The organism is Paraburkholderia sp. NPDC080076 (genome assembly GCF_050281145.1).
GTDB lineage: Bacteria > Pseudomonadota > Gammaproteobacteria > Burkholderiales > Burkholderiaceae > Paraburkholderia.
Genome location: NZ_JBNNWQ010000015.1, coordinates 61,497 through 87,879, shown reverse-complemented (window position 1 = coordinate 87,879; position 26,383 = coordinate 61,497). Strand labels below are relative to the sequence as shown.

The following is a 26,383-nucleotide window of genomic DNA, read 5'->3' as shown; positions in this document are numbered from 1 at the left end:
TCGCAACAACGAGCAGCCCCGTGCCTGAGTTGTCCGATCACATCACACGTCCATAGTCCTTTCGCAGATCAATGCTTTACCGCCGGCTTGACCAGTTACGCAGCGCATGGCTGAAGTGGAAGAGAGCGTGTGCCTAAAGCTCTGACGCCGGCCGCCGTTATCCAGGGATTTGGGAAGACGGGGACCTTTCATGACGATGTTGCTGTACAAGACGGCAGTGCACCTCTTAAGACCGAGCGGTGACGGTATCGGAGGGGTGATTGATTTCGACGATGCCAGTTTCGCGTGCAATGAATTGACGTCCCTGCCGGTCGTCTGGACGTACTTTGAGGACCCCCGGGTCGTCGGTCTGCACGACGATAAAGGATGCTGATGGAATTCATCTCCTTGCATGCTGTATTGATGGCGGTCTCTAGAAGTGTCAATCCCAAGGTCATTTTCAGTGACGAACCGTTTCCGCAGCGATGGCAGATACGCGAGGCTGCGAGAAATCTGCTGCAGGTTTTGACCAATGAAACGGCTGGTCGTCCCCGGTGGGTGGAAATGGATTCGCAGATCGGCCGGTATATGGCCAGCGAAGCAGTTGCAGTTCAAGGCCAGCGCTTGCTGCGGAAAGCCGCTATCGCAACTGCGGAAGAAGAGTGGTTGGAGTGTTGGATGCACGCCATGAAACAAAAGGGACCAATGATGTTCCTTGGCGGTTCCCACGCCAACGCAAATGATCCCTGGTCGAAGAAGGAATACGCGCGCACATTCCGGATCGGTTTTTTTCACACCGAGGTGGTCAGGTTTCTCGAAGCGACGGAAATCACTTTCCGCTTTGACAACTCCCGGCAAGACGCCCTCTCGGATAACAAGGCCGAGGCGGGCAAAGCCAACGGCCAGGTGACTGGCCTGTCAAAGCACGAGATTGCGGCAGCATTTGAGAACATCAGATGGTCGAAAGAACAATGGATTGAAAGGCTGGGCAAAGCCAAGGGCATTCCATGGCTATTCGCCGCCCGTCTCACGGGTGGGCGGCGAGGCGGGGAAGCTGCAACGTTTGATCCGGTCGCCATCGCGTTGGGGCTCCGGTCACGTCGGAAGGGCGATGTCGGCTGGCTGACCCTCGATATTCTGTTCAGTCGGCCCGAGATGTCGCTGTGGCAAGAAAGATGGAAAGAGGCCAAAGCGAAGTGGAAATCTCCAAATCTCCGCTGAAATCCCCGCCCGTCGCCTGCAAACCCGCACCAATCCTAGAAATCAAATAGCCGGAGTTTGTAATTCGGGCGAGGGATTTTACGCTGTGCCCCAAGTGTTCGGGATATTCCCGGGATCCAGCGGCAAGTTGTCCGTGGACCCGGGAGCCCGGCGCGAAACCCTGTTTCGACACCTGGGAGCCAACAAATGCACCTCTCTCTGCCCGATGTGATTCCGTCCGGCGGCGACTACCGCCCTGCCGCATTACCTGACCTTCCGATGTGGCCCGTCACGTGCGCTACCTGCACCCGGCCTGGCCGGCTGCTGCCATGCGATGCCGCCTGACCGGGGCGCGCGCCTCACGTTTCCGGCTCAGTCCTATTACCCCCTTTCCATCAATTTTGTTTGCGAACCAGGTGCCTCGCTGACCTCGCTCGCACCGTCAAAAGGACCAAACGATGACTGAAACTACTGCAAGCAAATTTTCCCTGACCACTACCTACCTCCCTGAAACGCAACCCGAAGACGCACAGGTACTCGGGTTTCGCGTCGAGGTTCACGTGGAGGCTGCTCACGCCCCGCGTACATACCTCGGAATGCTGATACGGGCAGCCGGCGGATATCTGTTCTGCGACGCGCACCCGACGGGTCCCGGTCGGGTTGATTCAGAAGGGTTCCCGCTTGAGACCGACTTTCTTTCGCTCGGTGAGGCAACACTGACTGAAATCGTGAACATGCTGACCCTGGAGCTCTCCTCCGCGAGCAGGACAGTAGAGCCGCTGACGCTCACCATCGAGGATTTTGCCGGGATATTCGGTCTTGCTACTCCCTGAACGACGGGCGCTTGCAGCAGCCAGGGGAGTGAGATCTCCGCGCGGCGGCTGGCTGTTGCGGTTGCATGTCACAGGTAACGGGATCCCGCATGGGATGCCACACCACCAACTTTTCTGAGGTCAATCGAAATGCAAAAGCAGTTTTCTCAGCGCGCCGCTTTTGCGGACAGGACCAGGCCTCCCGGTTCTTCGCGGTCGCCGACGCCATGTGCCGTGACGGTGCGATTGAACTGCCATTTCTGCTGTCACGCCCCGAACTGAGCAGGCAGAGCTCTTGGATTCTCGCCGCGCCGAATGTGATGGCGTATCTCGAGGGAGCTCCGGCACAGGAACCATGCGACGCCCCCTCACCGACCTCGAACATGTGCCCAGGACAGGCACAGGATGGCCAGCCCCATTGATACTTGCATAGGAAACCGTTATGACGAAATCTATCCACGCACGCCAGCAGCCGTATTTCGACCGGATGGTTGGCTACCTGAAGCACAACCCGCCCGCCAAGTCGGCCGAGGCCGTAGCCCGTGTAGGCGGCATGCTCGAGGACGTCTACGAGCCTCGCCTCAACTTCTGGCAGGAGTTGGAGCCGGACACCATCATCCGCGTGTTCCAGTTCCACGTTCCGGTGCTCAACCCGGACGCGATATTGAAGCACTGGGGGACCTTCAGGGCGGTGGTCGAAAACCATCTGTACGTGCGGCAGTTCGACGAGCGCTGCGCCATGCGGCTCCTTGCGTTGCCGGCGGACGGGCGTCCTTCGGAGCAGGAGCAGGTCTACGACTGGTTGATGGCGGATTTCGCGACAAGGGGCGAGGACGAATACGCGGAATACCTCGATTCCGACTGCAAGGCGACACGCGCGATTCTCGGATTCATGCACCGGCTCGATGATGCCGGTGCTGAGGCCGGTTCGACAGTCGTGGCGAGCCAATCGTTCAGCGATCCCGCATCGGGAGCCGCGAACGGTGCGCAACCTGTCTGATTTTCCCCCATACAAGGAGATGTATATGAACACGAAAGTCAATGAAACGAATTTCCTTTCCCCGACCATTGAAGGTGTGTCGTTACCACGCTGCCGGTTTGGCATGCTGCTGCCAGCAAAAACGTACGTCGACTGCTTTGGGACGCCACGCTCGGGTCGCCCACGTAGCCCGGTGCTGGCCGCCCACTGCAACCTGACGCGTCTTCGAGCCGTTGCCGGCGGACAGGCGTGCTTTGGATTCGGCCGCATCGGCGCACCAGGGGTGCCTGTTATAAGCATCCGAAGCCAGATTGGTTCGGTGCAGACTTACTGGCTGGCCGACGCGAGTGACGCGCAGGTGTGGTCTGCTATCGATTCCTGGCGGAGCAACGGTTACGCACCCGTCGCGATGGTTGAGAACGACTTGTCGATGTATTCCGCTCATCCGATTGACTGGATACCCGGAAGAAGCAAGAGCGGTATCGATGACCTGCGGCACGCATGCGGCACGGACAGTTCAGCCAGCTTTCTGGCGTTTGCGGCAAAGCTGGCTGCAAGCGGTCTGCTCGAAGAGCAAGCGACGACTGACATCGAGGGTATCGCGCTTTCCCATGTCGAGGTGAACGTCCTGATGACGGAGAGGCTGAGTCAATACTTGACGCTTGAGCCGTTGTCCGGCCTGCCGATGGCGATTCTGCCTGTGACGACTGGAAATTCTAGCCCAACCAGCATTCATTGACGACCCGGCACGGTTGAATTATTGCCAGACTGGACATTCATTCGATTCGTAGTGCTATCTAATCGCGTGTGGGGATGACGCCATCGGCGCGGAGTGATTTCCGCTGCAAGACCGGGTGGTGCTGACGAAGGATCCGCGCCAGACCCCTTGGGTAGGTTCCCGCACGCTCCGACATCAGGAGAATTTTGAAATGAAGCTGGACAAGCAACATCCTCAGCACGGCTCCGTGCGTGCAGGAACAGGTACGAGCGCTATATCGCGTCGCAGCGACCGGGGGCCGCTGTTCGACCTGCCGCCGGTCGAACCCACACAGCAGGCTGCATTCCTGCGCCTGATGATTCACTCAGATGCGGCAGCTCCTGATGAGCTGGACGAGGCGGCGGTATTCAGGGTGCTGAGAGCATTTTATGAGCCGCGTCGCGGATTCTGGCGTGCCCTTGAGGCGAACACGGTACTGGAGGCCATCGACTGCTATGCGCCGGAGCTCCGGGAGGCGCGGGAGCGCGCCGCGCACGGTGGCTACGCGGAGTTTGCCTGGCAGATGGAAACAGGTGTCTTCATGCTGCAGTTCCTTGAGCGCTGTGCCGAACGCCTGCTCGATACCCCCGGTGAAGCGCGCCCCGAGGGCCAGACGGCCACCTGGCGGTGGCTCAACGACGACTGTCTGCGACGAGGTGAAACCCAGTGGGTGCACCTCATGGCATGCGTGGGCGAGCGCGCCGTGACACTTGTGCTGCGGATGGCGAGTGCAATCGAGCGTGCACCCGTAACGACTCCTGGGCCGCTGCCGGAGCGTCCCCGTCGCGGCCGAGCGAGGAAGCGCGGTTCCTGAGCGATGACCCCGCGCCCCACGGGGCGCCTAATCTTATAGTCGAGAAAACCAATCATGCAGATATGGAATCCTAACTCTGGCAAGCATGTTCCCCTGAGCCGGCTGCTCAACCCGTTCGAAAGCGGTCCATGGGGCGGCCTGGCATCGGGCCCGGCGCTCCATGCCTGTCTGTCCCACGATGTGCCGTTGCCGATGGACTCGGACCAGGTGCAACTCCATTTCTCAGGCATTGAATGCATGGCGCTTGAAGGTCGGCCCGCGCCCGTCATTGTCGCGACCGCCGTGCTGCAGCGAAAGACAGCCGTTCACTGGCTCCTTGATGGGACGGACCCGGTGACGTGGCGGGCGATGGACGCGTGGGATGAACAGCGAGGCTGCCAGGTGCTGGCGAGTCACGATGGTGAGGAACATACCGTGGCATTGGGACTGCAACTCCCGGACAAGGTGCACCCTGGCCGGATGTTTCCGGAATTGCGTGACCTGTGCGGTCACGAACTGACCGCCTGTTTTCTCCATGCCTCGTGGCACGCGCTGCACCGGCAGCGCCTCGAGCGGCGGATGGCGCGACAGCTGAAGGCGAAAAATCGGGACCTGACTCACCAGTCTGTCTGCATCGTCGCCACGCCGAGGGTCGCCGAATTCGCGGCGGCGCAGCCGACCGCATACGTCGGCAAGCGGGCGTAGCAGGAGCTGATCCCGGCACGAGGCGCTGATTGGGCGCCGTGCAGGCGACCGGCGGAGCGGGGCGGAAGATGGTTCCGACCTTCCGGTCCATCTGCGACCATCGCATCCCGCCGGTTGGCTTTGCAACGGATCGGGCAATCCGCTCTGATGCATCGATGTCGTACCGTGCATCCTGCCGGCTGCCCCGGCGGAACAAGGGCTGCGACCGGCGGCGTGCGCGACGGATAAAACCGGCGCCTTTGCCCCGCCTCGGGGAAGGGGTCGCTACCGCTCTGCCCGACATACACGTAACCCCGTGGCGGGCCCGAAATGGCGGATCATCTGCGCGGTGCGCGCTCCAATGGTGCTGCGACCCGTCGACCCACATGCCAGCACGCTCTGGTCAGGACCCGCGCCATCCAGTTGGTCTGGAAACTCGGCAAGGTCGTGAGAGTTGCCGGCATCGATATCTTTTTGCCCTGTCTCCAGAATCTGCACGAGCGCCTCGCGCTGCTCCTTCTGCGCACGCGGCTGGGCATCCCGCAACGTCATGCCAGCCGGTTCGCCGTGAAGTGATTTCATATCTGCTCCGTGCTCCCAAGGCTGTGTGGGCAATATAGTCCAAACTCCACACAGACTGCTTCTACGGGTCAATGCCACGCATAACCAGCCGGCAAGACCGCGTTGACCAAAGAGATTCGAAGCTATCGACAGGAAGCACGGCCCACGTTGTCGCGGGACGGCGTGCAGGATGTCGCCATTGCGTCGTGTTGTTACGCGGCGAACCGGTGGTTGCGGAAATCGACGTTCACAATATATCCGCATTCCTGTATCGGAGCCGCAGCGGGGGGGAGTGGGGTGCGCATCCGAAGCGTGCCTGGACATTGCAGGTATGGCCGCTTCCATGCTGTGCATCGCTGCCGGTGCTCAGCCGTTGCACCTGTGTGAGCGCGCGCGCTTCGCTCGTCGACTGCCCGCGCAGACCGGGCGGCAACTGCGCGGTCGAGGGCTCCTCGGTGGCATAGAGCGCATCAAGGACCTCGTCCAAAAAACCGGTGCGTATCCAGGATCCAGAAAAACCGACTCGTTTGCCACCGCTCCCCGTGGTGTGACCTCGCGCATGCGATTCATTGGAAGTTGGCTTCGACGCTGCCTCGCACGGAAATACTCTTCCCGGACCCGTGCGCATAGCTTGCCTCTCTGCGCCGATTTGGTAAGATTGTTCGATTAATTTATGAAAATAAGAAACCACGAAGGTGACGTTAGCCAATCTTTCTGTGCATGTCGGGGGCGGCGGGATTCAATGATGCAGCGTCCCGTTGCTAATCGATGTGGGACTAATAACTGCTGTGAACGTCGTGTGTTCCAGTGAGAGATGCGGGTCTTTGTGACCGCAGAGGGCCGCGCGACGAATCTCTTGTCACAAGAAGACCAATATGTTCGTCAGGTGCACGTTGTTCCCGGGGGATGGAATCGCAAAGTTGCTACAACAGGGCAGCCATGATTCCGTGATTGAGTACTTCGACGATCCATACTCAGAGAGGATCGTCAGGACCGTTCCCTCCGCAACTGTTTCTCGGGCGCGGTTGCACAGGCAGACGCGGGTCTATTTGTTTGACCATGCACGGAAATGCTGGCGAATCGCACGAGTGGTAGTGGCAGACGGGCAAACGCTGCAATTGAAACTCCCGAACGGCTTATCGCAGGTACGAAATGTCGAGGAGGTTTTTGTGCGGTGGGACCGTCCGATCCGCGACCCCAGTAGTTATCTGGCGAACTTCATCACAGAGACGCCGGGTTATGCATCGGGGCGGGGGCCGTTCATGCGCCGGACGCTGAGCCTACGCGGGGGGTTTCAGGGCTTGTCAGCATATGCGTCGTCGCGGATCGAATTGCTACAACACCAATACGAAGTTGTTCGCCGCGTCTTGTCGGACCCATGTCAACGCTACCTGCTTGCGGACGAGGTGGGGCTCGGCAAGACCATCGAAGCGGGGGTTATTCTCAGGCAATACGTCCTCGACTACCCGACAAATCATTTCGCCGCCATCCTGGTTCCCCCGCCCCTCGTTCAGCAGTGGCGCGATGAGTTAAGCAGGACGTTTCACCTATCCGACTTTCTTGACGATTCAATTTTCGTTATTGGATTCGACAACCCCGAGGCTATGGTCGCCGTTTTGCCCAAGGCAGGCATGCTGATCATCGACGAGGCGCACCAGGTGACGACCGGCTACGGATCAGACGACGCAAGCAAGAGTTCTTTGTTCCGCAATATCGCGTCCGCCGCTGCGCGCGTGAGGCGACTCCTTTTGCTCTCGGCGACGCCAGCGCTTGGCAACGAGCGTACCTTCCTTGCCATGCTTCATCTTCTCGATGCCAGCCTGTACAAACTTGAAGACGAGGAGACCTTCCGCGACAAGGTTCGGCACCGGGCGCGACTCGCCGAACTCGTTGCGACGCTCGTTCCGGATAACGTGTTCCTGTTGGGGACGTCGATCAAGCAACTACGAGTGCTTTTTCCGCAGGACAGTCTGCTCGCGGACCTTTGTGATCATCTTCAGGCAATCGTCGACACGCTGCCCGACGAAGACGATCCCGAACTCGGCGAGGCGCTGCACGTTCTCCGAGCACACGTTAGCGAGACATATCGACTGAGCAGGCGAGTGCTGCGGAATCGGCGTGCGTCACTTTCCTTTCTTACGCCGAATCGAAGCGGGGTGAAACCCTTAAGATACGCGTCGGTTGCACGTGTCGAGATCGAGCGAAGACTGGAAGACTGGCGGATCAACGCGATAACGGATGCCAACTTGCGCGGCGAGGAAGGTGCTTTATCGTTCCAGTCCATCTTCTTGCGCTTTATTGAGGCATTCTTCTCCGACACAGCCAACCTACGTGATCTTGTATCTGCCCGCCTGCTTGAGATCGACGGGTGCTCTCACAGTGAGTCGCAATGCACGGCTGCCTTCTTCCCCGGCGAGGATGAATCTCTGCAAAAACTGCTTGCGGCGATTGGACCCGCGGTTCAGCACGTCGGGACGGCAGAAATCTCTCGGCTGGTTTTGGACCTCGCTGGCCAGCGTGGGCAGAAAGTGGTCGTTTTCACTTCATCCGTTGCCTATGCAGACCAACTGTACGGCGAGTTGGGCAAACACCTGAGAACTCAGGTTGCACGTCATCGGGTACGTGCACGAGATGGTACGGCGATAGACTGGGATGATTTTGATGATGCAGATGAAACCGAGTGGAAACGATTCGTCACTGATCCGGGATGTTTTGTTCTCGTCTGCGACCGGGCCGCAGAGGCCGGATTAAACTTGCAGGGAGGCAACAAGATCGTTCTCCACGCCGACCTGCCGCTGTCGCCAAATAACATCGAGCAACGTATAGGTCGAGTGGATCGCTTTGGTTCAGGAAGACCTGTGCTTTCGTACGTCGGATTTTGCGGAGAAAGCGAGTGGGACAGAGCATGGTTCAATTGCGTTACCAATGGATTTGAAGTGTTCGATCGTTCGGTAGCCAGTTTGCAATATCTGATTGATGAGCAAATGGCGGGTGTAAGAGCCCGGCTGTTACAGGATGGTCCTGAGGCACTTCGCGACCTCGAAAAGACCCTGGTCGAAGGCAAGGCGGTTCAGCATGAAATTGATCGCCTCGACAAAATGGACGCCCTCGATGCCATCGAGCAGGGGGACTCTGAAGATTTTGATTTTGTGGAGGAGTCAGACGCTGACTGGAAGGGTATCCGCGAGGACATGGACGAATGGGCAGTCAGAACCCTGCAATTTCAGCAGATCAAGTCCGGATCGTCTGACCTGGAGCAGGTCGTCCGCTACCAGTACAACGGAGACGAGAAGGCAGTTGGTACGCTGCTGCCGTTGACGCGGTTTCTTGAATATCCGGGGTTTATCGAGGCGATCGATACAGAGCAGCCCGGTGCGAGACAGCAGACCCCGCGTACGTTCGCTTATGCGTTCAGACGACCTAGCGCACTCGCCCGTAACGCGCATGTTCTGAGGTACGGATCCGCGTTCTGGCGGGGCCTGGAACAGTTTTCACTGCTCGATGAACGTGGCCGGTCATCGGCCATGTGGAGATTTGTGCCCGAATGGAGCAGCATCGATGTCGCGGATGTATTTGTGCGGTTCGACTTTGCCATCGAAACTGACGTAGCAGAAGCTTTCACTCTGTCCAAGGACAGGGGGTACGGTGAGGGCAGTTATTTCGCATTGCGGCGGCGTGCTGACGCGGCGTTCGAACCGATGGTGGTAACCGTGTGGCTCAATGCCGAGTACAACGAAGTCACTGACGAGGCGGTCCTTGAGCGTTTGAATGCTCCGTATCTGAAGGTGCCGAGGGCAGGGGAGGGCCGGGACTTTAATCTGAGCGCTGAGCGATGGGATGTGGTCCGAAACCAGGCAATTCCGGCAATCGCGGACTGGTCCGTGCATGTCCTGCACTCACGGCGTCGCGCCGAGAATGGGTTGCGCGAGCATGATGATTTCCGGAACAAGGTTCAAGATGCAGCCAATGCGAGCCAAGCACGACATCGACTTCACGACGTCCAGAGACAGGCACGACTGGCTTTCATGGAGGCCAAGGAATTGGAGGTGGCCCGCGAAGCCGCGCAGTTCGAAGCGCAACTGGACAACGCATTGTACGCAGGCGTTGCCAGGCCTGCGATCCGGGTAGATGCCATACAGGCCGTTTTTGTTTCGAACAGGTCGCTCGATGACCTTGCGCGAGAAGCGGCATGAGAGAGTTCGGCTTTTCTGAGTTGCAGGCGGCGCTGTTGCAGTGGCCGACGGAATTTCCGTTTTCCGAGTTTAAGGTGCAGGGCACCTACGAGCGGATCAGCCAGATCCTGTCGCAATCGTCGAGTGGTGTTCTTGCCAAGAATGACCTGATGCCGCTGATTCGCCAGATCCTGCTGCAACAGTCGCAATCCAGCAGCCTGAGCCAGATCCTGGTGCCACACCATCCGGCGTGGCCGTCGTTCGGCGAGTGGACCGAGTGGGGCGTATTCGTGATGCAAACGCCGGACGGATTTGTCCTTTCCGCCGAGCGCTGGCAACCTGAATGGCTCGAAGCCTCTTCGTCAGGCATTTTCGACAGGGCGTTTTCGACGGATAGCCCGGCGGTCACCCAGGAGTGCGACACAGACCCATGTGTGGGCCTCGCGACGGGATTGCGACATTACAGGTCGCGCGGACAACGCGAAGCTGTGCGAGCGTCTTTTTTTGCTCCGCCGGGAAGTACTCTGATTGTCAATCTGCCGACTGGAAGCGGAAAGAGCCTGGCCGCGCAGATTGATGTTCTTCTCGATGGTCGCGAGGGAAACATGACGGTTGTGGTCGTGCCAACGGTGGCATTGGCAATCGACCAGGAACGGCAAATGCAGGAGCGCCTGGCAGTTCATCCGGGCAGGGGTGAACTTTTCGCGTGGCATGCCGACCTTTCGCCTGAGCAAAAACAACAGTTCAAGGAACGAATCCGCCGAGGGCGACAACAAATTCTCTTCGCGGCTCCCGAGTCTGTGTGTGGTGGCCTCGTCTTTGCACTCTACGATGCCGCCCGTTCTGGTTTTGTTCGTCGCCTGGTCATCGATGAGGCGCATCTTGTCGCCCAGTGGGGTGATGAATTCCGCCCGTCATTCCAGATGCTTGCAGGCTTGCGGAACGGACTGCTTCGGGTCATACCGGACACATGTGAACCCTTCAACACGCTGTTGCTGAGCGCGACGCTTGCAGCGGAAACGCTGGAGACGCTGGCTACTCTTTTTGGGCCCGTCTCACAGGTTCAAGTTATTTCTGCCGCGCAACTTCGACAAGAGCCTGAATACTGGTTTCATCGGGCTCAATCACGGGACGAAAAGCTGGCGAAACTTCTCGAGGCAGCCCGGCATGCGCCGCGACCGTTTATTGTCTATGTGAGCGAACGGTCCGACGCGGTGGGAATAGCGCGCTCGCTGCGGTATTCGCTTGGCTTGACGCGCGTTGCGCATTTTCACGGTGAAACCACTGCCGCAAACAGGAAGTCGATCATTGATGAGTGGAGCACTAACAGACTGGATGCCATCGTCGCGACATCTGCTTTCGGCGTAGGAATCGACAAGACTGACGTACGTTGCGTGATCCACGCCTGCGTCCCGGAAACGCTCGACCGCTTTTATCAGGAAGTCGGCCGGGGCGGACGTGACGGCCGCCCGTGCGTATCACTTTCGATCTACGACGGTGCAGATATTGACACGGGACGAAGCCTTGGGCGAACTCGAGTCATTGGCGACGAACTGGGTCAGGCCCGCTGGGAGGCTATGCTCAGATCCTACGAAGCCCGTGGCGAGGATCGGTGGTCCATCGACATTTCGGTCGTTCCAAGTCATGGCATGCAGCAGAGCGACTATAACAAGGCTTGGAACGTTCGAACTTTGATATTGATGGCTCGGGCCCGAGTCATCGAACTGGATTCCGATTTTCCCGAACGGCCCGTGCAACTGCCTGGAGAGACCGATGACACCTACGAAGTCCGCCAGGAAGAGGCCGCGATTCAATATTTCAACAGGGCGACAATTCGCATTCTCAATCCGCACCATCGAGAAAAGGGTGTCTGGACGAACGAGATTCAGGCGGCGAGACGCCGCGGTGCGCAGAGTACGGAGCGGAATTTCAAGCTCCTGCTTTCAGTACTGAAAGGCGAGGTTGAGGTGTCAGACGCGCTGACCCAACTGTATGAGGTTGACAGTGATCGGTGGCGCATCCCCGTCGGAGGAGGGTGCGCGGGTTGTCCGGTGTGTCGAAGAAGTAGCCAGAGAAGATTGCCGACATCCACGCCAACTGGATCTCTCGCCATGACGCGCAGATTCGATACAGCAAAGTGGAGCAAGTATTTTAGTGGACGCTCACCAGAGAAGTTTCTTGTAGTAATGCCTGACCTGTTGACACAGTCTGCCGCAGCCCAGGTGGTCAAGGCAATGTCGGCAGTCATTTCAGTTTTTGACGTCGCCGAGGTTAACTTGACAAACCGGGAGTTCTGGAGAGGCGTCAAGGGCTATAGCGAACTCGCACGACGATCCCGATATAGGTTTGTGATCGAGAATGACATAGACGCGGGAGACGCGTACCTTGTCAATCAGCGCTTTCCGGCTGTTTCCATCCTGACATCTCCGGCGGAAGAGATGCCTCTTGAGATTCTCGCTGTTCGCAAACCGTTGCATCTGCTGTTCGTCTCAGAGAGCTTCAACGACCCGTTTGTGCCAGGCAGACGGATGGCTGATGTCTGGCCAAACCGCATGGGTCTCGATCAGTTTGTCAAAAAATTGACGACCTAAGGCGGACACTGTGCTGCGTGGAAGATTTGCGCAGCCCATATCGAACGCACCGAGACGTTCGACTAACTGCTAACGGACAGAGAAGAGTCGGAAATGGCAATATTGAATATGGAAAGCGATGGGATGCCAGGGCAGGTCTTCATCGCGCTAAAGGCACTGGTTGCGCTTGGTCCAATGACAAGAGACAGGTTGGTTAGCATATGCGCACCGGAACCCGCTGTCGACCCGAAACGTTTCCGCTCCGCCGTGACGAGATGGACCCAACTAGGCCTGTTTGTTGAGAATGACGGCAAGATGCGTGTTGCGTCGGAGTACAACTGGTTGTCTAATCTGGAGCACGATGAGGCGATCCGCCGGATGCCGTCAGTTGTGCGCGAGGTTGCACTCAGCGAAACAAACAACAGAAACTTCTGGGATGCAGAATCTAATCTGAGCGCGGATTTTACGCGGGCAGCTGCTTGGATTCTCGCGCAGGATATCTACACACTTCCTTCTTCCGCTGAGCAGGTCCAGGTTCTGGAAAGCGTGCAGGTCGGGAATGAGGCGAGAAGGGTGCTGCAAAACGACACGCGCTGGAATGGCTTCAAGCACTGGTCGGTGTTTATGGGCTTCGCCTCCGGCGACAGTCCACTGATTGTCGACCCCACGGTTGCGGTTCGCGATTCGTTGTCCGGCATATTCAAGGACCGGAGTACGCTGACCGCTGTCGATTTTATCGAGGCGCTCGCAACGATACTTCCGGTGCTCGACTTTGGTGGCTACCGCCAGTTGGTGGAGTCGGAAATCAAAAATGCCGAACTCGCGTCGCGTGCAGGGGATGCGCTGTCGACGTCACTGTCTCGCGCCTTGAAGCGTCTCGAAATTGGTGGGGTAGTTGGATTCGAGATCCGGGCGGATGCGAAGCAGGGATACAGTTTTACGGGATTTGCGGGCAGGCCGTGGGACCGATTCACGCACGTCACGTATCACGGAGAAGCATGATGACACTTGCAAACTGGTGGCCCTCGAGCGCAGCGATTAACGACTGCATCAAACCTGAGGCGGAATCCGCAGAGGAGTGCCTGCTGCTTGCCGTTCATCAAGCGATGGATCTGACGAAAAAGGCAACTCTGGAGCGGGCGGAAGAGGCCGCCACCGAACAGGATCTGCTCAGCTACTTCCTGACTGACGACCTGCCTACGGGTACGCTCATTCTGCCGCTGAGCGGGCCCTCCGGATACGGCAAGTCACATCTGATTCGATGGCTTCACGCGCAACTCAGGCGTCGTCCTGAGGCGCAGCACGCTCACATCATTCGCGTGCCGAAGAGTGCCAGCCTGCGTACCGTAGTCAAGCAGATCGTGGATGCGCTGGATCCGGAACAGTCTCCGGAAATATATAAGGCCTTTAACCAGGCGATTCCGGATTTTCAGCCACGTGCGGCCGCCAACCGTTTGCGCGCTGAACTGCAGAACGTACTTGAAGAGCGGTTCCGGCAACTGCGGTTGCAGTATTCGCCGGATAGTGCTGATGGTCAGAAACAGCTAACCGACCTGCATCACCTTAAGAACCTTCCTGGCCTCCTTGGAGACGCTGTTTTTACGGATCGATTGCTCGGGCAGGAGGGGGAAGCTTCGGACCTCGCTCCCCTAATCCGACTCGTGCGGCGCGCGACCGGGGCGAAGACCGCAGATAGTTCGGTGGATGACTCTGTGCCACAGTTCGAACCAGGCGATCTTGATATGCCGATCGGCCTCGTCAGCCAGGCTTCCGCAAAGGTCAAAGGATACTATTTGACCACCATCGACGGCGCTAACGCAGAAGGGCGGGCCCGCGCCGTGAAGATACTGAACGAAGCTGTCGATACGGCTGTGGGCAACAGTTTCAATCTCAGCGCAAAGGGCGGGTACTCCCTTCAGGACGTCATCCTGGACATCCGCAAGCAGCTTTTCAAGGACGGAAAGGAACTGATCCTTCTGGTGGAGGACTTTGCGGCACTTACGGGCATTCAGGAGGTGCTCTTCAACATCTGCATCCAGGAGGCCATACGGGATGGCAAGCAGGAGTTGTGCTTCATGCGCACGGCGATCGCGGTCACGGACGGTTATCTTGACAAATGGGAAACCATTCGCACGCGGGCGAAGTATGAGTGGGCCATTCGACCTACGGATGAACGCGACGGAGTCGTTGTATCGCGCGCTGTCGATCTCGTCGGCAACTACCTGAACGCGAGCCGTCACGGAATTGATCAACTTCGGCGTATGTTCAGTACCGTCGACGATGAAAGTGTCGATTCGGGCGACTGGCTGACGGCATTCAGTGACGAAGATGATCAGACGTCGATCATTTCCGGGTTCGGCTATAGCTCGAGAAACTACGCACTGTTTCCTTATAACAGGGAAGCCGTAGCGGCGTTCTGCGATCGTTATCTGAAAGTCGGGGGGCGGCTTTCATTTAACCCGCGCGCGGTCATCAACTACATATTGAGGCCGCTGCTTCTTGATCATCGCGCTTCTTTCGACGATGGCTCCTTTCCGGAGACGATTGCCGTAGCGACGCCAAGTGCCGCCATAGCGGAGTTTGTCTCGAAACAACGTCTACTAAATAGCCAGCAGCGCTTGCAGTACAGGAGTCTTCTCGCGAACTGGGGTGGAAATCCGGAGGACGATGAAGGGCTGCACGTGCTCAATCCATCCGTGCTCACCGCATTCAAACTGCCGCCGCTCGAAGCTGTTCTACGTGAACCGGGCGATTCAGTGCAGGAAGAGGGGGATAAGGATGTAACGGGTGGAGACCAAGATAGAGACATCGATGCCCCACAGGAAGACCCCAAGGTTGCGGAGTGGAAGAAACGGCTTCAGGCATGGCGGGAGGGCGTCGAGCTCGACATGCCAAGCGCGCGGTCCATCAGGAATGCCTGCGTGAAACTGGTGGACGCCATGTCAAACTGGACCCTGAGTTCGCTGTCTGGGTCTGACGTCAAAAATCTGTCGCCAAAAGCCTTCCAGATTCCGAGCGCACGAGGAAATCAGGAACATCCGATCGTCGTCAAGATCGCTGATACGAGCGAGGACCCCGATGGGTTTCTCTTCAAGAGCCTGCTCGCTATCGTTCGGTGGGACCTAAAGGGCAACCAGTGGAACTACCCCGAAGCGGACGAGGATTCCGTATATGCATTCCAGTTAGGGCAGAGACTTGTTTCCGAGTACCTGTCGCAATCGAGGGCAATTGCAGACTCGGCTCTGACAACCGTATTGCCGGCTCTGACGATGCAGGCGCATGCCCTTGGTCTGACTACGGTGAAGAAAGACTCTACCGGGACTGAAAACGTCGAAACGCTGCTCGCACAGATACTGACACCGGCGGTCGAGGCGCCAATTACGTTGTTGGGGACTGGCTGGGCATTGCTGCGCAGGGATTGCTTCACTTATCGCAAGGGCCTGATGGAGCAGTTTTTCCGTCGGGCGATGTATTTTCAGGGTGACACCGGAAAGACCCCGCTGGCGCTCGACGTGACTCGAATCTGGAAGTTGATGCGTGAACAGGACGTATACGCGATCGGAGTGCACGCGAAGGATCTCGATCGGGAAAAGGGACTGGACAAGGAGCTTGTTTCGCACATCAAGCAACTTGGTTCCAGTCTGAGGCCGCTTTCCGGCCAGTTTTACGCTGAGCTTTGCAAATGGGGCGCGGAGATGACGGAATTGCTTGGCGAGGACACGAACAAGGTGGAGTTGTACGCGGAACTCCGAGCCGTTTACTCCGACGCGATCAGAATTGGTGTATGGCCAGAGAATGTCGATCAGAGCAGCATTAAAGAAATCCTGAAACAGTTCAATGCGTGTCCCCTGGCGGAGATCCGGAGCCTGTATGTCGACGCGGAAAGAGCCCAGACGGAGGCGGCTCGTATGGCAGTACTCGGACGTGTGAACCCCAAGGAACTGCAAGACACGGCAACGGTCATGTCGACCATATCCCGATTTGTCTCCAGCATGAACGGCCTTGTCGAGACAAGGCGCAAGGCCCTCATGGGACTGGACAAGAAGCCCGTTATCGAAGAATTGCTACAGGAACTGGATGTGATTGCAACGGACATGGCAGTGCTGCATGCGGTCGACGCAGAGACCGCACCTCAAGGAGTCCACTCATGACCTTGCTCGAACAGGCGAGAACCCTCAAAGAGGGATTGGGATACCTGGAGACGGTAAGCGATAACGGAGAGGAGGTCCGTGAACTCCACGAGCAAAAGCGGACTCTTCGCGCGCTGACCGAACCGTTGAATCTTAGCAGGCAGAGCGTTCTCCGACTCCGTTCTGGAAATGTTCAGGTCGAGCTTCCCGAGAGTTTGGTCGGGGAGGTCGTCAAACTAGCGGCTGATGTACGCAGGAAGATGGAGAAAAAGCCGGGTCCCCAAACTTTGAAGTCCGGCAAGGAGTGGTCCACTCTGCTGGAGAAGATGCGGACGCTTAACAAGACGCTGGAAGCTTCTGCGAAATCGGGATGGAAAGCGTACGTCGTGGAAAAGATCACCAGTGACCCACCGGGGACGATAAAAAGTCGTACGGCCGATACAACCGAAAACAGGCAACGGATCCGGGAGTATGAGGTGATTTACTCCCGACTGCAGCAGACCAGTCAGAGCCTGCCAGGTGATGTCGCTGCCATCAGCGAGGTCGAACCGCTTTCCCTTTCGTTGTCTGCTGCATACGGAAAAATTGATTTCGATGTTCCCGAGGCCGTGAGACTTTTTCTGGATGGGGCTAACAGCGCCACGGGCGCGCCGCTGTCTCTGCTCACGGAAGAGGTCTTGGATTGGCTGAAATGTCGGCAAGAGGATGGCTTGTATTCGGTCAGGGCACGCGTCAATTAATGTATGGATAAGGTTACGACTCTCCTGATCGCCTGCCTGGACGCCCTCGAGCAACGCGAATTGCCTCTTCTGTCATGGGGCGTCGTCGACGCAGCCATAACCCACGATGAGTTGGTTGAACTGGTGGATCCACTTCTCTCCGACGCCATTCGGAGTGAGATGGACGCGTATTTCGACGCGGATGGGGTGATCGAAGATCTGGTTCGGCGGGCGCTTATTGTATGCGTCGATGACAGCGAGCCCCGGTACCGGTCACGCATGGCGGAAACGATCAGACTCGCCAGCAAACTTAGACAGTGGTTTCCGAAGCATGGCACCGACGGCGGATGGGTTAATGCTCCCGCGCTTGTTGCCGACTATCGGTTTCGATGGAGAAGGCGGGAATATCCGGACCGCAGGCTTACGCTGGAGGAACTTCTGCCGGAGATCGGCGATGTCCCGTCTTTTACGGTGTCTATAATTCGCGCTTTGCTGCAGGCGGATGCGGGTCCGATCAGGCTCGCGCAGTTCCAGGTAGACGCAACTTCCCGAATCCTGAGGTCTCTGCGTTCCGGGAGTGCTGCGGGGACCATCGTCTGCGCGGGCACCGGAAGCGGGAAAACCATGGCGTTCTACCTGCCTGCCTTGTCCCATATTGCGCAAATTCTCCAGGACCGTTCCTCGAAGCGATGGGTGAAGGCGATAGCCCTGTATCCGAGAAACGAACTGCTCAAGGACCAGTTCAGTGAGGTCTATTCCCAGGCGCGACGTCTCGACACGACCCTTGCTGCTACAGGCCGGAAGCTGGTCCTGGGGGCGCTCTTTGGCGATACGCCGACATCGGCGCGGTACCTTCCGAAACGATGGCGTATGGTCGGTGCCGATGCTATCTGCCCATACTTTTCGTGCCCACGTCCGGGGTGTACCGGTTCGATGCTCTGGCGCGAAGCGGATCGCTCGCGCGACATCGAGAGGTTGTACTGCGATACCTGTGGCCACTGCGTGGCCGAGGATGAATTGATTCTTACCCGCAGGCGCCTTGCTGAACAGCCCCCGGATATTCTCTTTACGACGACGGAGATGCTGAACCGTCGTATGTCGGACTCCCGTATTCGCCATCTGTTCGGACTGGGTCCGAAGGCGCATCGGGCGCCCGACCTGATGTTAATGGACGAAGTCCACACCTACGCCGGGTTCCACGGTGCACACGTCGCATATCTCATGCGTCGATGGCGTGGCGCACTTCGCTCGGGAATTCATTTCGTCGGCCTGTCGGCGACGTTGCGCGAAGCGCCGGAGTTCTTCTGTCAACTGACTGGTCTGAAGCCGGAGCAGGTGTCCGAGGTTTCGCCGTCTCCTGGTGACATGAAGAAGGAGGGCGCTGAATATACGCTCGCGTTGCGTGGCGATCCTGTCTCGAGAACCGCACTGCTTTCGGCGACCATTCAGACTGCAATGCTCATGGCGAGGACCCAGGACCGGCGGGGCCAGTCGGTAAGCGAAGGTGCGTACGGCACCAGGGTCTTTGCTTTCACAGATGACCTTGATGTCAATAACCGGTTGTTCTTCAGTATGCTGGATGCGGAGGGCAGAACGCAGAACTCCCGTCGCGAGCTTGATCGGCGCCGACATCCGAACGGACCACTTGCCCATCTTCGGCGTTCCAGTTTATCAACGTCCCAATTCGAGAACGGGCAGGACTGGAGGATAAGCGAGTCGATTGGCCATGACCTGTCCGTCTCATTGCAGGTTGATCGTACGAGTTCGCAGGATGCCGGTGTCGACCGCGACGCTGATATCGTCGTCGCGACAGCGTCGCTTGAGGTTGGATATAACGATCCGGCTGTCGGCGTTGTCATCCAGCATAAGGCACCTCGGGAAGTCGCGGCCTTTTTGCAACGACGAGGTCGCGCAGGGCGGCTGCGTAGCACGCGGCCATGGACGGTGGTTGTGCTTTCCGACTACGGTCGCGACCGGCTGGCATACCAGGCTTACGAGCAACTGTTTGATCCAGAGTTGCCAAGACGGGTACTTCCGCTCGCCAATCGATACGTACAGAAGATGCAGGCGGTCTTCACGCTTATTGACTATCTTGGCGTCCAGTTGGAACAGTCCCGTTTGCACTATCACGTGTGGACACTGCTGGATAGACCTGGAGAACATCAGACGGACATTGACCTTCAGACACGGATTGCCCATCTGATCACGGAAATCCTCGAGAATGAGGGGGCGCAAGAAGCGTTAGCTCGACATCTTTCTCGCGCGATGAAGCTGGATCGCGATTCCGTCGAGGCGCTGCTGTGGGACTTCCCGCGTCCTTTGATAACGGCGGTGCTGCCCACCGCGCTGCGACGCCTCCAGTCGCAGTGGGCACGCATGGGTAGACCAAAGGAAGACCCGTCGGCAGGGGCAGGTCCACTGCCGGAATTTATCCCTGAGTCTTTGTTCGCCGATCTTAACTTGCCCGAAGTGGCGATTCACCTGCCTGGTAGTCAGGAAGACCCTGAAACAATGCCTGTCCTGCAGGCGATGCGCGAATTTGCGCCAGGGCGGGTTTCGAAGAGATTTGGGTACAGGTACGGTACTGAGAACCATTGGTGCGGGCCCGAACATCTGTCGACTGAACTGAATCAACGCTTCGATATCCTGTCATGTATGGAAGGATATCTGCTTGGTAATTTTCAGTATCTCGATGGGGGAGAGACGAAGAGTACACCGGTATTTCGGGTAATGCGTCTGAATGTCTCGGCACCGCCGCGAGACCTTGGCACCACGTCTAATGCGTTTCTGGAATGGCAGACGCAGCTTGTTCCAGGGGGGCTTCCGTCCATGTTTCCTGCGCCGCGCTCGTCGCGACTTGCAGGAATCGTCAGGTCGGCCGTGTTCCATACCCATCGAGAGCAGTCCCCGATTGAAGTTCGGAGATTTGCGAGCGGCTCGCGGGCCAGTTTACGGTTCACCGATGGTCGAACGGAGGAGCGTACCTTTTCGTTTGCGCTGGACGATGCAGATATCGCGATCGGCTTCACGCTGAGTGTCGACGGCCTGAAACTGGACATCAACGTTCCGGACGGACTCTACTGCGACACGAACGCGGATTCGTCAGAAAAATGGCGCGCCTTGCGGACCGCGCGCTACTTCGATAAGGCGTGGTCCGGCGAAATTCTGTCGAATGTCGAGAGTCCGTTTTCGAGGGATTGGCTGGCACGTGTCTATCTTGGCGCACTGGTGTGCAACGCGTTGGCGATGAACTGCACACTTGAGCAAGCGAGTGTCATGCTGAGCGAAGGGCGGGCGGAAATGGGGCTCATCGCGGTACTGGAGACCGTATTCCAATCGACGCAGATTGATGAGGAAGAGGCATCGTACGGCGATGCCCGGGGACCAGAGCGACTCAGGCATGATCTGATTGCGTTCCTGAGCGACGTGAGCGTGCTGGAAGAGTTGAAAACTCTTTCGGCGGTCCTCTGGCAACCGATCGACAGTTCATGGCAGCAGTGGCTGAAATTGCGCTACCTGACGACCTTGGGCGCAGCTGTACAGGATGCCATTCAGTCTCTATGTCCGGAAATTGACACGGACTCTCTTCTGGTCGACGTGGTGTCAGAGTCACCTGTTACGGAAACTCCGGGTGCTGTTATCTGGGTGACTGAAACGATGGTAGGAGGAGGCGGACTCATCGAAAATCTGCTGGTGCGTTACGGAGAGGATCCGGGGCGGTTCTATGCTCTCATTGAATCTGCGCTGCAGGCCGGCGAGTTTGAACTGGTGGACCAGCAACTCGGTCGCGTGGTCAATCTGCTCGCGGTCGAATCTGCTGACGCTGAATTAACGAGGGCAGCGGCGGAGTGTCGCGACGCAGTCGGACTGGAGAGTAGCCGTGCCGCCTTTGACAGTTTGAGATCCATGCTCGTCAGGCATCAACTCCTGCCGAGCCACGCCTTTCTGGCCTCGCTTAACGCCCGCATCCTGAGGCCCGGGAGTTCGCGGGTCTCTGACACCTTCCTGCACGACCTGCTGACTGACTGGCAGGTATCCGAGCAGCGCCTGGGGATCGAGATCGACGCGCGACTCATGGCAGCATTTGCCGCGAGGAATGACCTTCCGGACGAACTTCAGGACATGCTCGGCGAGGCGGGCATGTCCGGTGGCTGGAAGACGGGAATGATCTACGGACTTCTGTGGCCTCGTGGAAGCCTCGTAAGACAGCAGCGCCTGTCGATTTATAACCCGTTTTGCCGCCTGCCGGGAACTGAACGTTTGCTCGTAGCCGACTCTATTCCCGAGTGGGACGTTCGCATAGATGTCGCACAACCCGAATGGCAGCAGCACTGCGAGTCAGTTCTCGCCGAGCGCGGATTTGCTACCTTGACCTGTGCGAAGGGAAAGGAGGAACAATTACAGGCTGCGTTTCACGCTCTGATGCTAAACCCGGTCGACGCCGGAAGCCTTCATGTCTATCCGGCGCTGGTCGCAATGCGGCAAAGCATATCGGCCATCGAGGCCGATATCCGGCTTCCTGAAGTGGAGGTGAATTGATGCAATCGCGACGAATATTCAAGTCCGTGACAGCCAGCCAGCATGAAGTGCGCGAACTCTTTCAGTTTGTCTTTCTCGGTGAACTTCTCAATCCCGGGAGTGCCACGTGGCTTGTCAGCCCATGGATCAGCGACGTGCCGATACTTGACAACCGATCGGGCGCTTTCAATCTCGTCGAGCCTGACTGGGGAAGCCGCGAGATAACCATATCGGAAATGCTGCTGTCGCTCATGCGACGCGGGCAACCGGTCAGTATCGCGACCCGAAGTCTCGATCATAACAAGCGCTTTCTCTCGACGATGCGCGAAAAAGCCAGGAATTCAGGTGTCAATTCAAAGCTGTGGATTAACGACGGCGCGGACGCCTTGCATACAAAAGGGCTGCTGACCGACCGGGCGTTGCTCTCAGGCTCCATGAATTTCACCTACGGTGGGTTCGAATTGAACGACGAGGTGATCTCGTTTGATGTCGACCTGCAGCAGATTGCGGAAGCAAGGCTTAATTTTGACAGGTATAGAACCGGCTAGGACAGAACGTGGCAGATCTCCAAAACTTTATGCCTTCGATGGACTTGGGAGCGGTGATGTCCGGCGAAAGTAGCTGGCTCGGAGCTTACATTGCACAACTCGACGGGTCCGGTAACGCGGTGCTTGATCAGAATGTTGAAGGCGTTCGCCTCGCCGGGTCGGAGACTTGCGCATGGCTGAAATTCTGGGCGAAGGCCCCGGCCACCCGTCCTCTGGTTTTGCCCCTGTCTTTCGACCATGACGGGACAACCGCATGGCTCGCCTGCGCTGACAGTCATCTGCTGGCGAACGAAATGTGCGAGGAGTTGACCGCGCATGTTGGCCTCGCGTATACCGATTTCACGCCGGTGGGCCGGGTTGCCATCCCGCATGATGCGCTGACGCAGATTGCTGTCGACCGGTTCAAGTGGGTCTACAGGTTTGAAGGACGCGGCGGTCGTGAGAATGAACCGGTCTGGTCGATGCTGGGTATCTATCGAACTTCGCTAGAGAGCCGACCGGAGCGGTATCGTCCTGCGCCTCAAACGTTTGGTTCAATCAAGTTACGTTTTGAGAGAGCGATCGCTGCGGGAGACGAGCGGCAGGCCTATCGACTACTTGAGGAATTGAAAGGCACCGGTCGCCTTAATGCGCAGAACGAGCGGTTTCTCGAAATTCATCTGCTTGCAGGACTTGGACGCTGGTCGCCGATGGTTGCGGGGGAGACAAAGCTGCTAGCTCTTCGTGATCTCAATCTTCCCCGGCAGACCCTGGGCGAGGCGGTCGAAGCGTTGTATGTCCACTTTCTGGCGCGACACGAGAATGACGCCGATCTCGCCGCTGCGACGGCGACGTTTAATGAGTACGTCCGGCCGCGATTCGCGTGGCTGTTCAGAGCGAGGAAGAGCATCACGCGCCCGGCAGTATTGAAGGCGTTTGCGCTGAATGAACTTTCACGGGAAAGACCCGATCAGGGGTTGCTCACAACGTTGCGGGCCGAACTCGAGCATTCTGACGAGTCCTCGTTGCCGCAGTGGTTTCCCAATCTGCAAGCGGGCGTCAAGACTTCCGACAGTCTGTATGAAGCTAACACCGCGTTCGAGGATGCTGAATACGAACGCGCGATGACTTTTTTCAAGCGCGCGCCGGTCAGTCAGGAAGTGCTGCAGCGCATCCTGGAGTGCGCCGCCGAAATAGCGACCGTGGAAGCAGCACGCGAAGCGCTTGATGCGTTGGGCCGTTATCCCGCCGCGATGCAGGACGCTTTAGGACCGCGTTATACGAAGAAGATCGCGCATCTTCACAAATCATTGGACTCTGCACAGTCTGCCGTGGACGAGGGAGCAATCGCTGACTGGAGTGGTTGGGCACGCGCCGTGAAGGCCGGACTGCCAAGCCTCGATGCATCACGTCTGGCGACGCAGAAAGCGGAAGAGTGGCGGCTTTCCGACTACAGTTCTAACCCCGAGGCTGTCGCAGCCTTCATGGCGGAAGTCGAAGACTACGAAGAAACGGTCTTACGCACCTACGTCAGGTCGATACCGGCCATTCTGGACTTCTTTCGTGAGGGCACCGGTGTGCCTGAAGTCCAGCGCCTTTACCAGACGCTGCTTACGCTCATTCTGCTGGAAGGCAATGACGGGTTGGAAGAACTCGATTCGGTACAACGAATAACAGCAACGCTGCTCGAGTCGGGTATCCCGGCTGCCGACTACCGTGGCCTGGTCGATGATATGCAGGAGTTACTTGCGCGGGTTGGCTCTCCACGCTACATGAATTGGGTGTTCGACATTGTAGAGTTGTTTGCTCTGTTCCCACGTCCTGACAAGGAAGCGCCGCTAAGGCTGTTTTTCGCTCTGCAACAGATCGCTAGCCAGTACCGTCACCGTCTGAGAGTGGATCAGTGGCGCGGACTGGAACTTCTGGCACAGGATTTCGACCAGCTTCCCGCAGTCCGTGAGTTACTGGCTGAACAAGGTGAGGAAGGCGAGCGTGGTGAGGGCGATTTCGCACACCTGGCGAACAAGTCGGTAGCCATTTATACGCTGACTGAATCAGCCGGGCAGCGTGCCATACAGATCCTGAAGTCGTTGGTCCCCCTGTGCCGTCTTGAGTTGAACTCCGATTATGTTGCGACTACTCGCCTGAAACAGTTGGCAGCAAACAGCGATGTTTTCGTGTTCGCGTGGCGTAGTAGTAAGCATCAGGCCTATTTTGCGATCAAGGATGCGCGTGGCAGCAGGCCAAACCTGCTGTTACCCGAAGGGAAGGGATCTGCGAGCATCTTGAAGGTCTTGAGCGAAGTGGCAGTCTAGCGGCACCGAAGGTATCCCGTTTCCTTTTACTGATGGCATCTGTGTCCAGAACACAGATGCGTGACGCGATACGCTCTCTTCTTTCGATTAGGGTTTATACTCATGTTGTCTCCTCCGTGTCTTCTCAGATATGGATTAAGCCCGTCCACTAAGGCGGGCTTTTTTTCGTGCGTTACTCTGCCGACCCGAGTGCCCCACATAATGCTCACCAGTTTGCCGGGGTGGTCCGGGCGGACTGCCCATTAGGGGAGCCAGTCATGGGATATCTGTTCACGCGGCAGCAACTCTATGACCTAGTCTGGTCTGAACCGATGACGACGCTGGCGAAGTCGCTGGCCATTTCCGGCGTCGGACTCGCAAAAGCGTGCCGGCGTGGCGATATTCCAGTCCCGCCGCGCGGCTATTGGGCAAGAGTGAACGCCGGCCAGCGTATCGCGCGCACGCCGTTACCACGGCGCGGGCCTGGTGCGTCGGACCGTGTCGCGATGGGCACCGGGCGACCGCAGGTATTCCGAGCAGAGGGGGACGGGAGCAACCATCGCAACGAGGCCAATGACGACAGCGTGAAGCAGGACGAGCTTCCACCTGCTCCCCCGGTTTATGACGAAACGCTGGAAGCCCTCGAAGCGCGAATCCGTCATGCGCTGCCCGCGAAATTCCGCTTCGTGCGCGCGCTCGACAGTGCCCATCCGCAGATCACGCGGCTGCTACGCGAGGACGACGAGCGCCGCGAAGCGATGACAAAAAGCCGCTATGCGTTCGACAAGCCGCGCTTCGACGGCCGCTTTGAGCAGCGGCGGCTCGTGTTCCTGAGCAACCTGTTCACGTTGCTGGGCCGGCTCGAGGCGCAGGGCTCGGTGCGGGGGCGCGAAGGCCGCGAGCTTAGCGTCCATGTCGGCGATCAGTACGTCAAATTCAAGGTAGAAACTTTGGTCACCCTGCGGCCCCGCACACGCCCGACCAGCGCGAAAAGTGAACCGATGGCGATCGAGGTCGAGGTCGCCCGCTGGCAGCATGGTGAGCGCGAAGAGCGACTGTTCTGGAGTGACGGTGAAGACGGCAAGCTGGAAGACCGGCTGCAGGAAATTGGTGTCGCGATCGTGCTAACCGGTGAGCGGCAGTACCGGAAATCGCGGGAATTTTCGTACAACTTAAACCGGCGCAGCTTTGACGAAGCGATCGAAAAGGCGCGCAAGGCCCGGGAAGATGCTGAGCAGCGCGAGCGCGCACAGCGTGTACAGGCCGATCGTGATCGCGTGGTCCGGCTGCTCGGTTTGGTCAACGCCCGGCAGCAGGCGCACCAGATCCGTGCGTATGTGGCCGCCGTCCTGTCTTCACCGAATGCAGTGGCGGGACGCGCGTTTGATGGTGATCGCGAGGCATGGGCCAATTGGGCGAATGAGTTTGCCAACGAGCTTGACCCGCTCACACTGGCCACTCCGGCCGGTGATGCAACCGGTGCTGGCAAAAGCGACCCGGAAGAGTGATAGGCTGGTCACGCTGTCAGGGCAGGCAGTTCCGGATGATGGGTAGTGCTCCATTCCGTAGTAAAAACCTTGTGCTAGAATCATTTGGTCATTGGGGGAGTAGCTCAGCTGGGAGAGCGTCGCGTTCGCAATGCGAAGGTCGGGAGTTCGATCCTCCTCTCCTCCACCACGAAATTCTCA

General features: G+C 58.0%; 17 protein-coding genes and 1 tRNA gene. 17 read left to right on the top strand and 1 reads right to left on the bottom strand.

Going from position 1 to position 26,383, the window contains the following annotated elements; genetic code table 11:
- The first annotated feature begins 190 nt into the window (after positions 1–190).
- From ACQKRQ_RS38275 to ACQKRQ_RS38245, 7 genes are all read left to right on the top strand, one after another.
- Positions 191–373, top strand: coding sequence for a hypothetical protein (locus tag ACQKRQ_RS38275; protein WP_427482866.1), 183 nt, complete (start codon positions 191–193; stop codon positions 371–373).
- Positions 367–1,200, top strand: a complete 834-nt coding sequence (locus ACQKRQ_RS38270; protein WP_427482865.1) for a hypothetical protein — start codon at positions 367–369, stop codon at positions 1,198–1,200. The genes ACQKRQ_RS38275 and ACQKRQ_RS38270 overlap by 7 nt, the downstream gene beginning before the upstream one ends.
- A 437-nt stretch (positions 1,201–1,637) precedes the next feature.
- Positions 1,638–2,012, top strand: a complete 375-nt coding sequence (locus tag ACQKRQ_RS38265) for a hypothetical protein (protein ID WP_427482863.1) — start codon at positions 1,638–1,640, stop codon at positions 2,010–2,012.
- Between the two features lie 421 nt (positions 2,013–2,433).
- Entirely contained in the window at positions 2,434–2,991 is a 558-nt protein-coding gene (locus ACQKRQ_RS38260; RefSeq protein ID WP_427482861.1) for a hypothetical protein, read from the top strand.
- Between the two features lie 25 nt (positions 2,992–3,016).
- A complete protein-coding gene (locus tag ACQKRQ_RS38255; RefSeq protein ID WP_427482859.1) occupies positions 3,017–3,709 on the top strand; it encodes a hypothetical protein in 693 nt (230 codons plus the stop codon).
- Between the two features lie 190 nt (positions 3,710–3,899).
- Complete coding sequence (locus tag ACQKRQ_RS38250) at positions 3,900–4,541, top strand: hypothetical protein (protein WP_427482858.1); 642 nt, start codon at positions 3,900–3,902, stop codon at positions 4,539–4,541.
- 54 nt (positions 4,542–4,595) lie between these two features.
- Positions 4,596–5,225 (top strand): hypothetical protein, encoded by a 630-nt coding sequence (locus tag ACQKRQ_RS38245; protein WP_427482856.1) that lies wholly within the window; start codon positions 4,596–4,598, stop codon positions 5,223–5,225.
- Between the two features lie 264 nt (positions 5,226–5,489).
- On the opposite strand, the gene ACQKRQ_RS38240 is transcribed toward ACQKRQ_RS38245, so the two are convergent.
- On the bottom strand, positions 5,490–5,786 hold the full coding sequence (locus tag ACQKRQ_RS38240; RefSeq protein WP_427482854.1) for a hypothetical protein: 297 nt from the start codon (positions 5,784–5,786) through the stop codon (positions 5,490–5,492).
- A gap of 854 nt (positions 5,787–6,640) precedes the next feature.
- Between ACQKRQ_RS38240 and dpdE the strand changes: the two genes are divergently transcribed.
- From dpdE to ACQKRQ_RS38190, 10 genes are all read left to right on the top strand, one after another.
- Positions 6,641–9,958 (top strand): protein DpdE, encoded by a 3,318-nt coding sequence (gene dpdE, locus ACQKRQ_RS38235; RefSeq protein WP_427482852.1) that lies wholly within the window; start codon positions 6,641–6,643, stop codon positions 9,956–9,958.
- On the top strand, positions 9,955–12,528 hold the full coding sequence (gene dpdF, locus ACQKRQ_RS38230; protein ID WP_427482850.1) for a protein DpdF: 2,574 nt from the start codon (positions 9,955–9,957) through the stop codon (positions 12,526–12,528). The genes dpdE and dpdF overlap by 4 nt, the downstream gene beginning before the upstream one ends.
- Before the next feature lie 93 nt (positions 12,529–12,621).
- Positions 12,622–13,509 (top strand): protein DpdG, encoded by an 888-nt coding sequence (dpdG, locus tag ACQKRQ_RS38225; protein WP_427482849.1) that lies wholly within the window; start codon positions 12,622–12,624, stop codon positions 13,507–13,509.
- Positions 13,506–16,658, top strand: a complete 3,153-nt coding sequence (gene dpdH / locus ACQKRQ_RS38220) for a protein DpdH (RefSeq protein WP_427482847.1) — start codon at positions 13,506–13,508, stop codon at positions 16,656–16,658. The genes dpdG and dpdH overlap by 4 nt, the downstream gene beginning before the upstream one ends.
- Positions 16,655–17,377 carry a hypothetical protein gene (locus ACQKRQ_RS38215; RefSeq protein ID WP_427482845.1) on the top strand — a complete coding sequence of 241 codons (723 nt, stop codon included), beginning with the start codon at positions 16,655–16,657 and terminating at the stop codon, positions 17,375–17,377. The genes dpdH and ACQKRQ_RS38215 overlap by 4 nt, the downstream gene beginning before the upstream one ends.
- Positions 17,378–17,380: 3 nt before the next feature.
- The gene (gene dpdJ, locus ACQKRQ_RS38210; RefSeq protein ID WP_427482843.1) at positions 17,381–21,895 is read left to right on the top strand and encodes a protein DpdJ; all 4,515 of its coding nucleotides are present in this window, start codon (positions 17,381–17,383) and stop codon (positions 21,893–21,895) included.
- Entirely contained in the window at positions 21,895–22,422 is a 528-nt protein-coding gene (gene dpdK, locus ACQKRQ_RS38205) for a phospholipase D-like domain-containing protein DpdK (RefSeq protein WP_427482842.1), read from the top strand. The genes dpdJ and dpdK overlap by 1 nt, the downstream gene beginning before the upstream one ends.
- 8 nt (positions 22,423–22,430) lie before the next feature.
- The gene (gene dpdD, locus ACQKRQ_RS38200) at positions 22,431–24,716 is read left to right on the top strand and encodes a protein DpdD (RefSeq protein WP_427482840.1); all 2,286 of its coding nucleotides are present in this window, start codon (positions 22,431–22,433) and stop codon (positions 24,714–24,716) included.
- A gap of 257 nt (positions 24,717–24,973) precedes the next feature.
- Positions 24,974–26,203 carry a hypothetical protein gene (locus ACQKRQ_RS38195; RefSeq protein WP_427482839.1) on the top strand — a complete coding sequence of 410 codons (1,230 nt, stop codon included), beginning with the start codon at positions 24,974–24,976 and terminating at the stop codon, positions 26,201–26,203.
- 93 nt (positions 26,204–26,296) lie between these two features.
- Positions 26,297–26,372 (top strand) — tRNA-Ala (locus ACQKRQ_RS38190).
- The last annotated feature ends 11 nt before the right edge of the window (positions 26,373–26,383 follow it).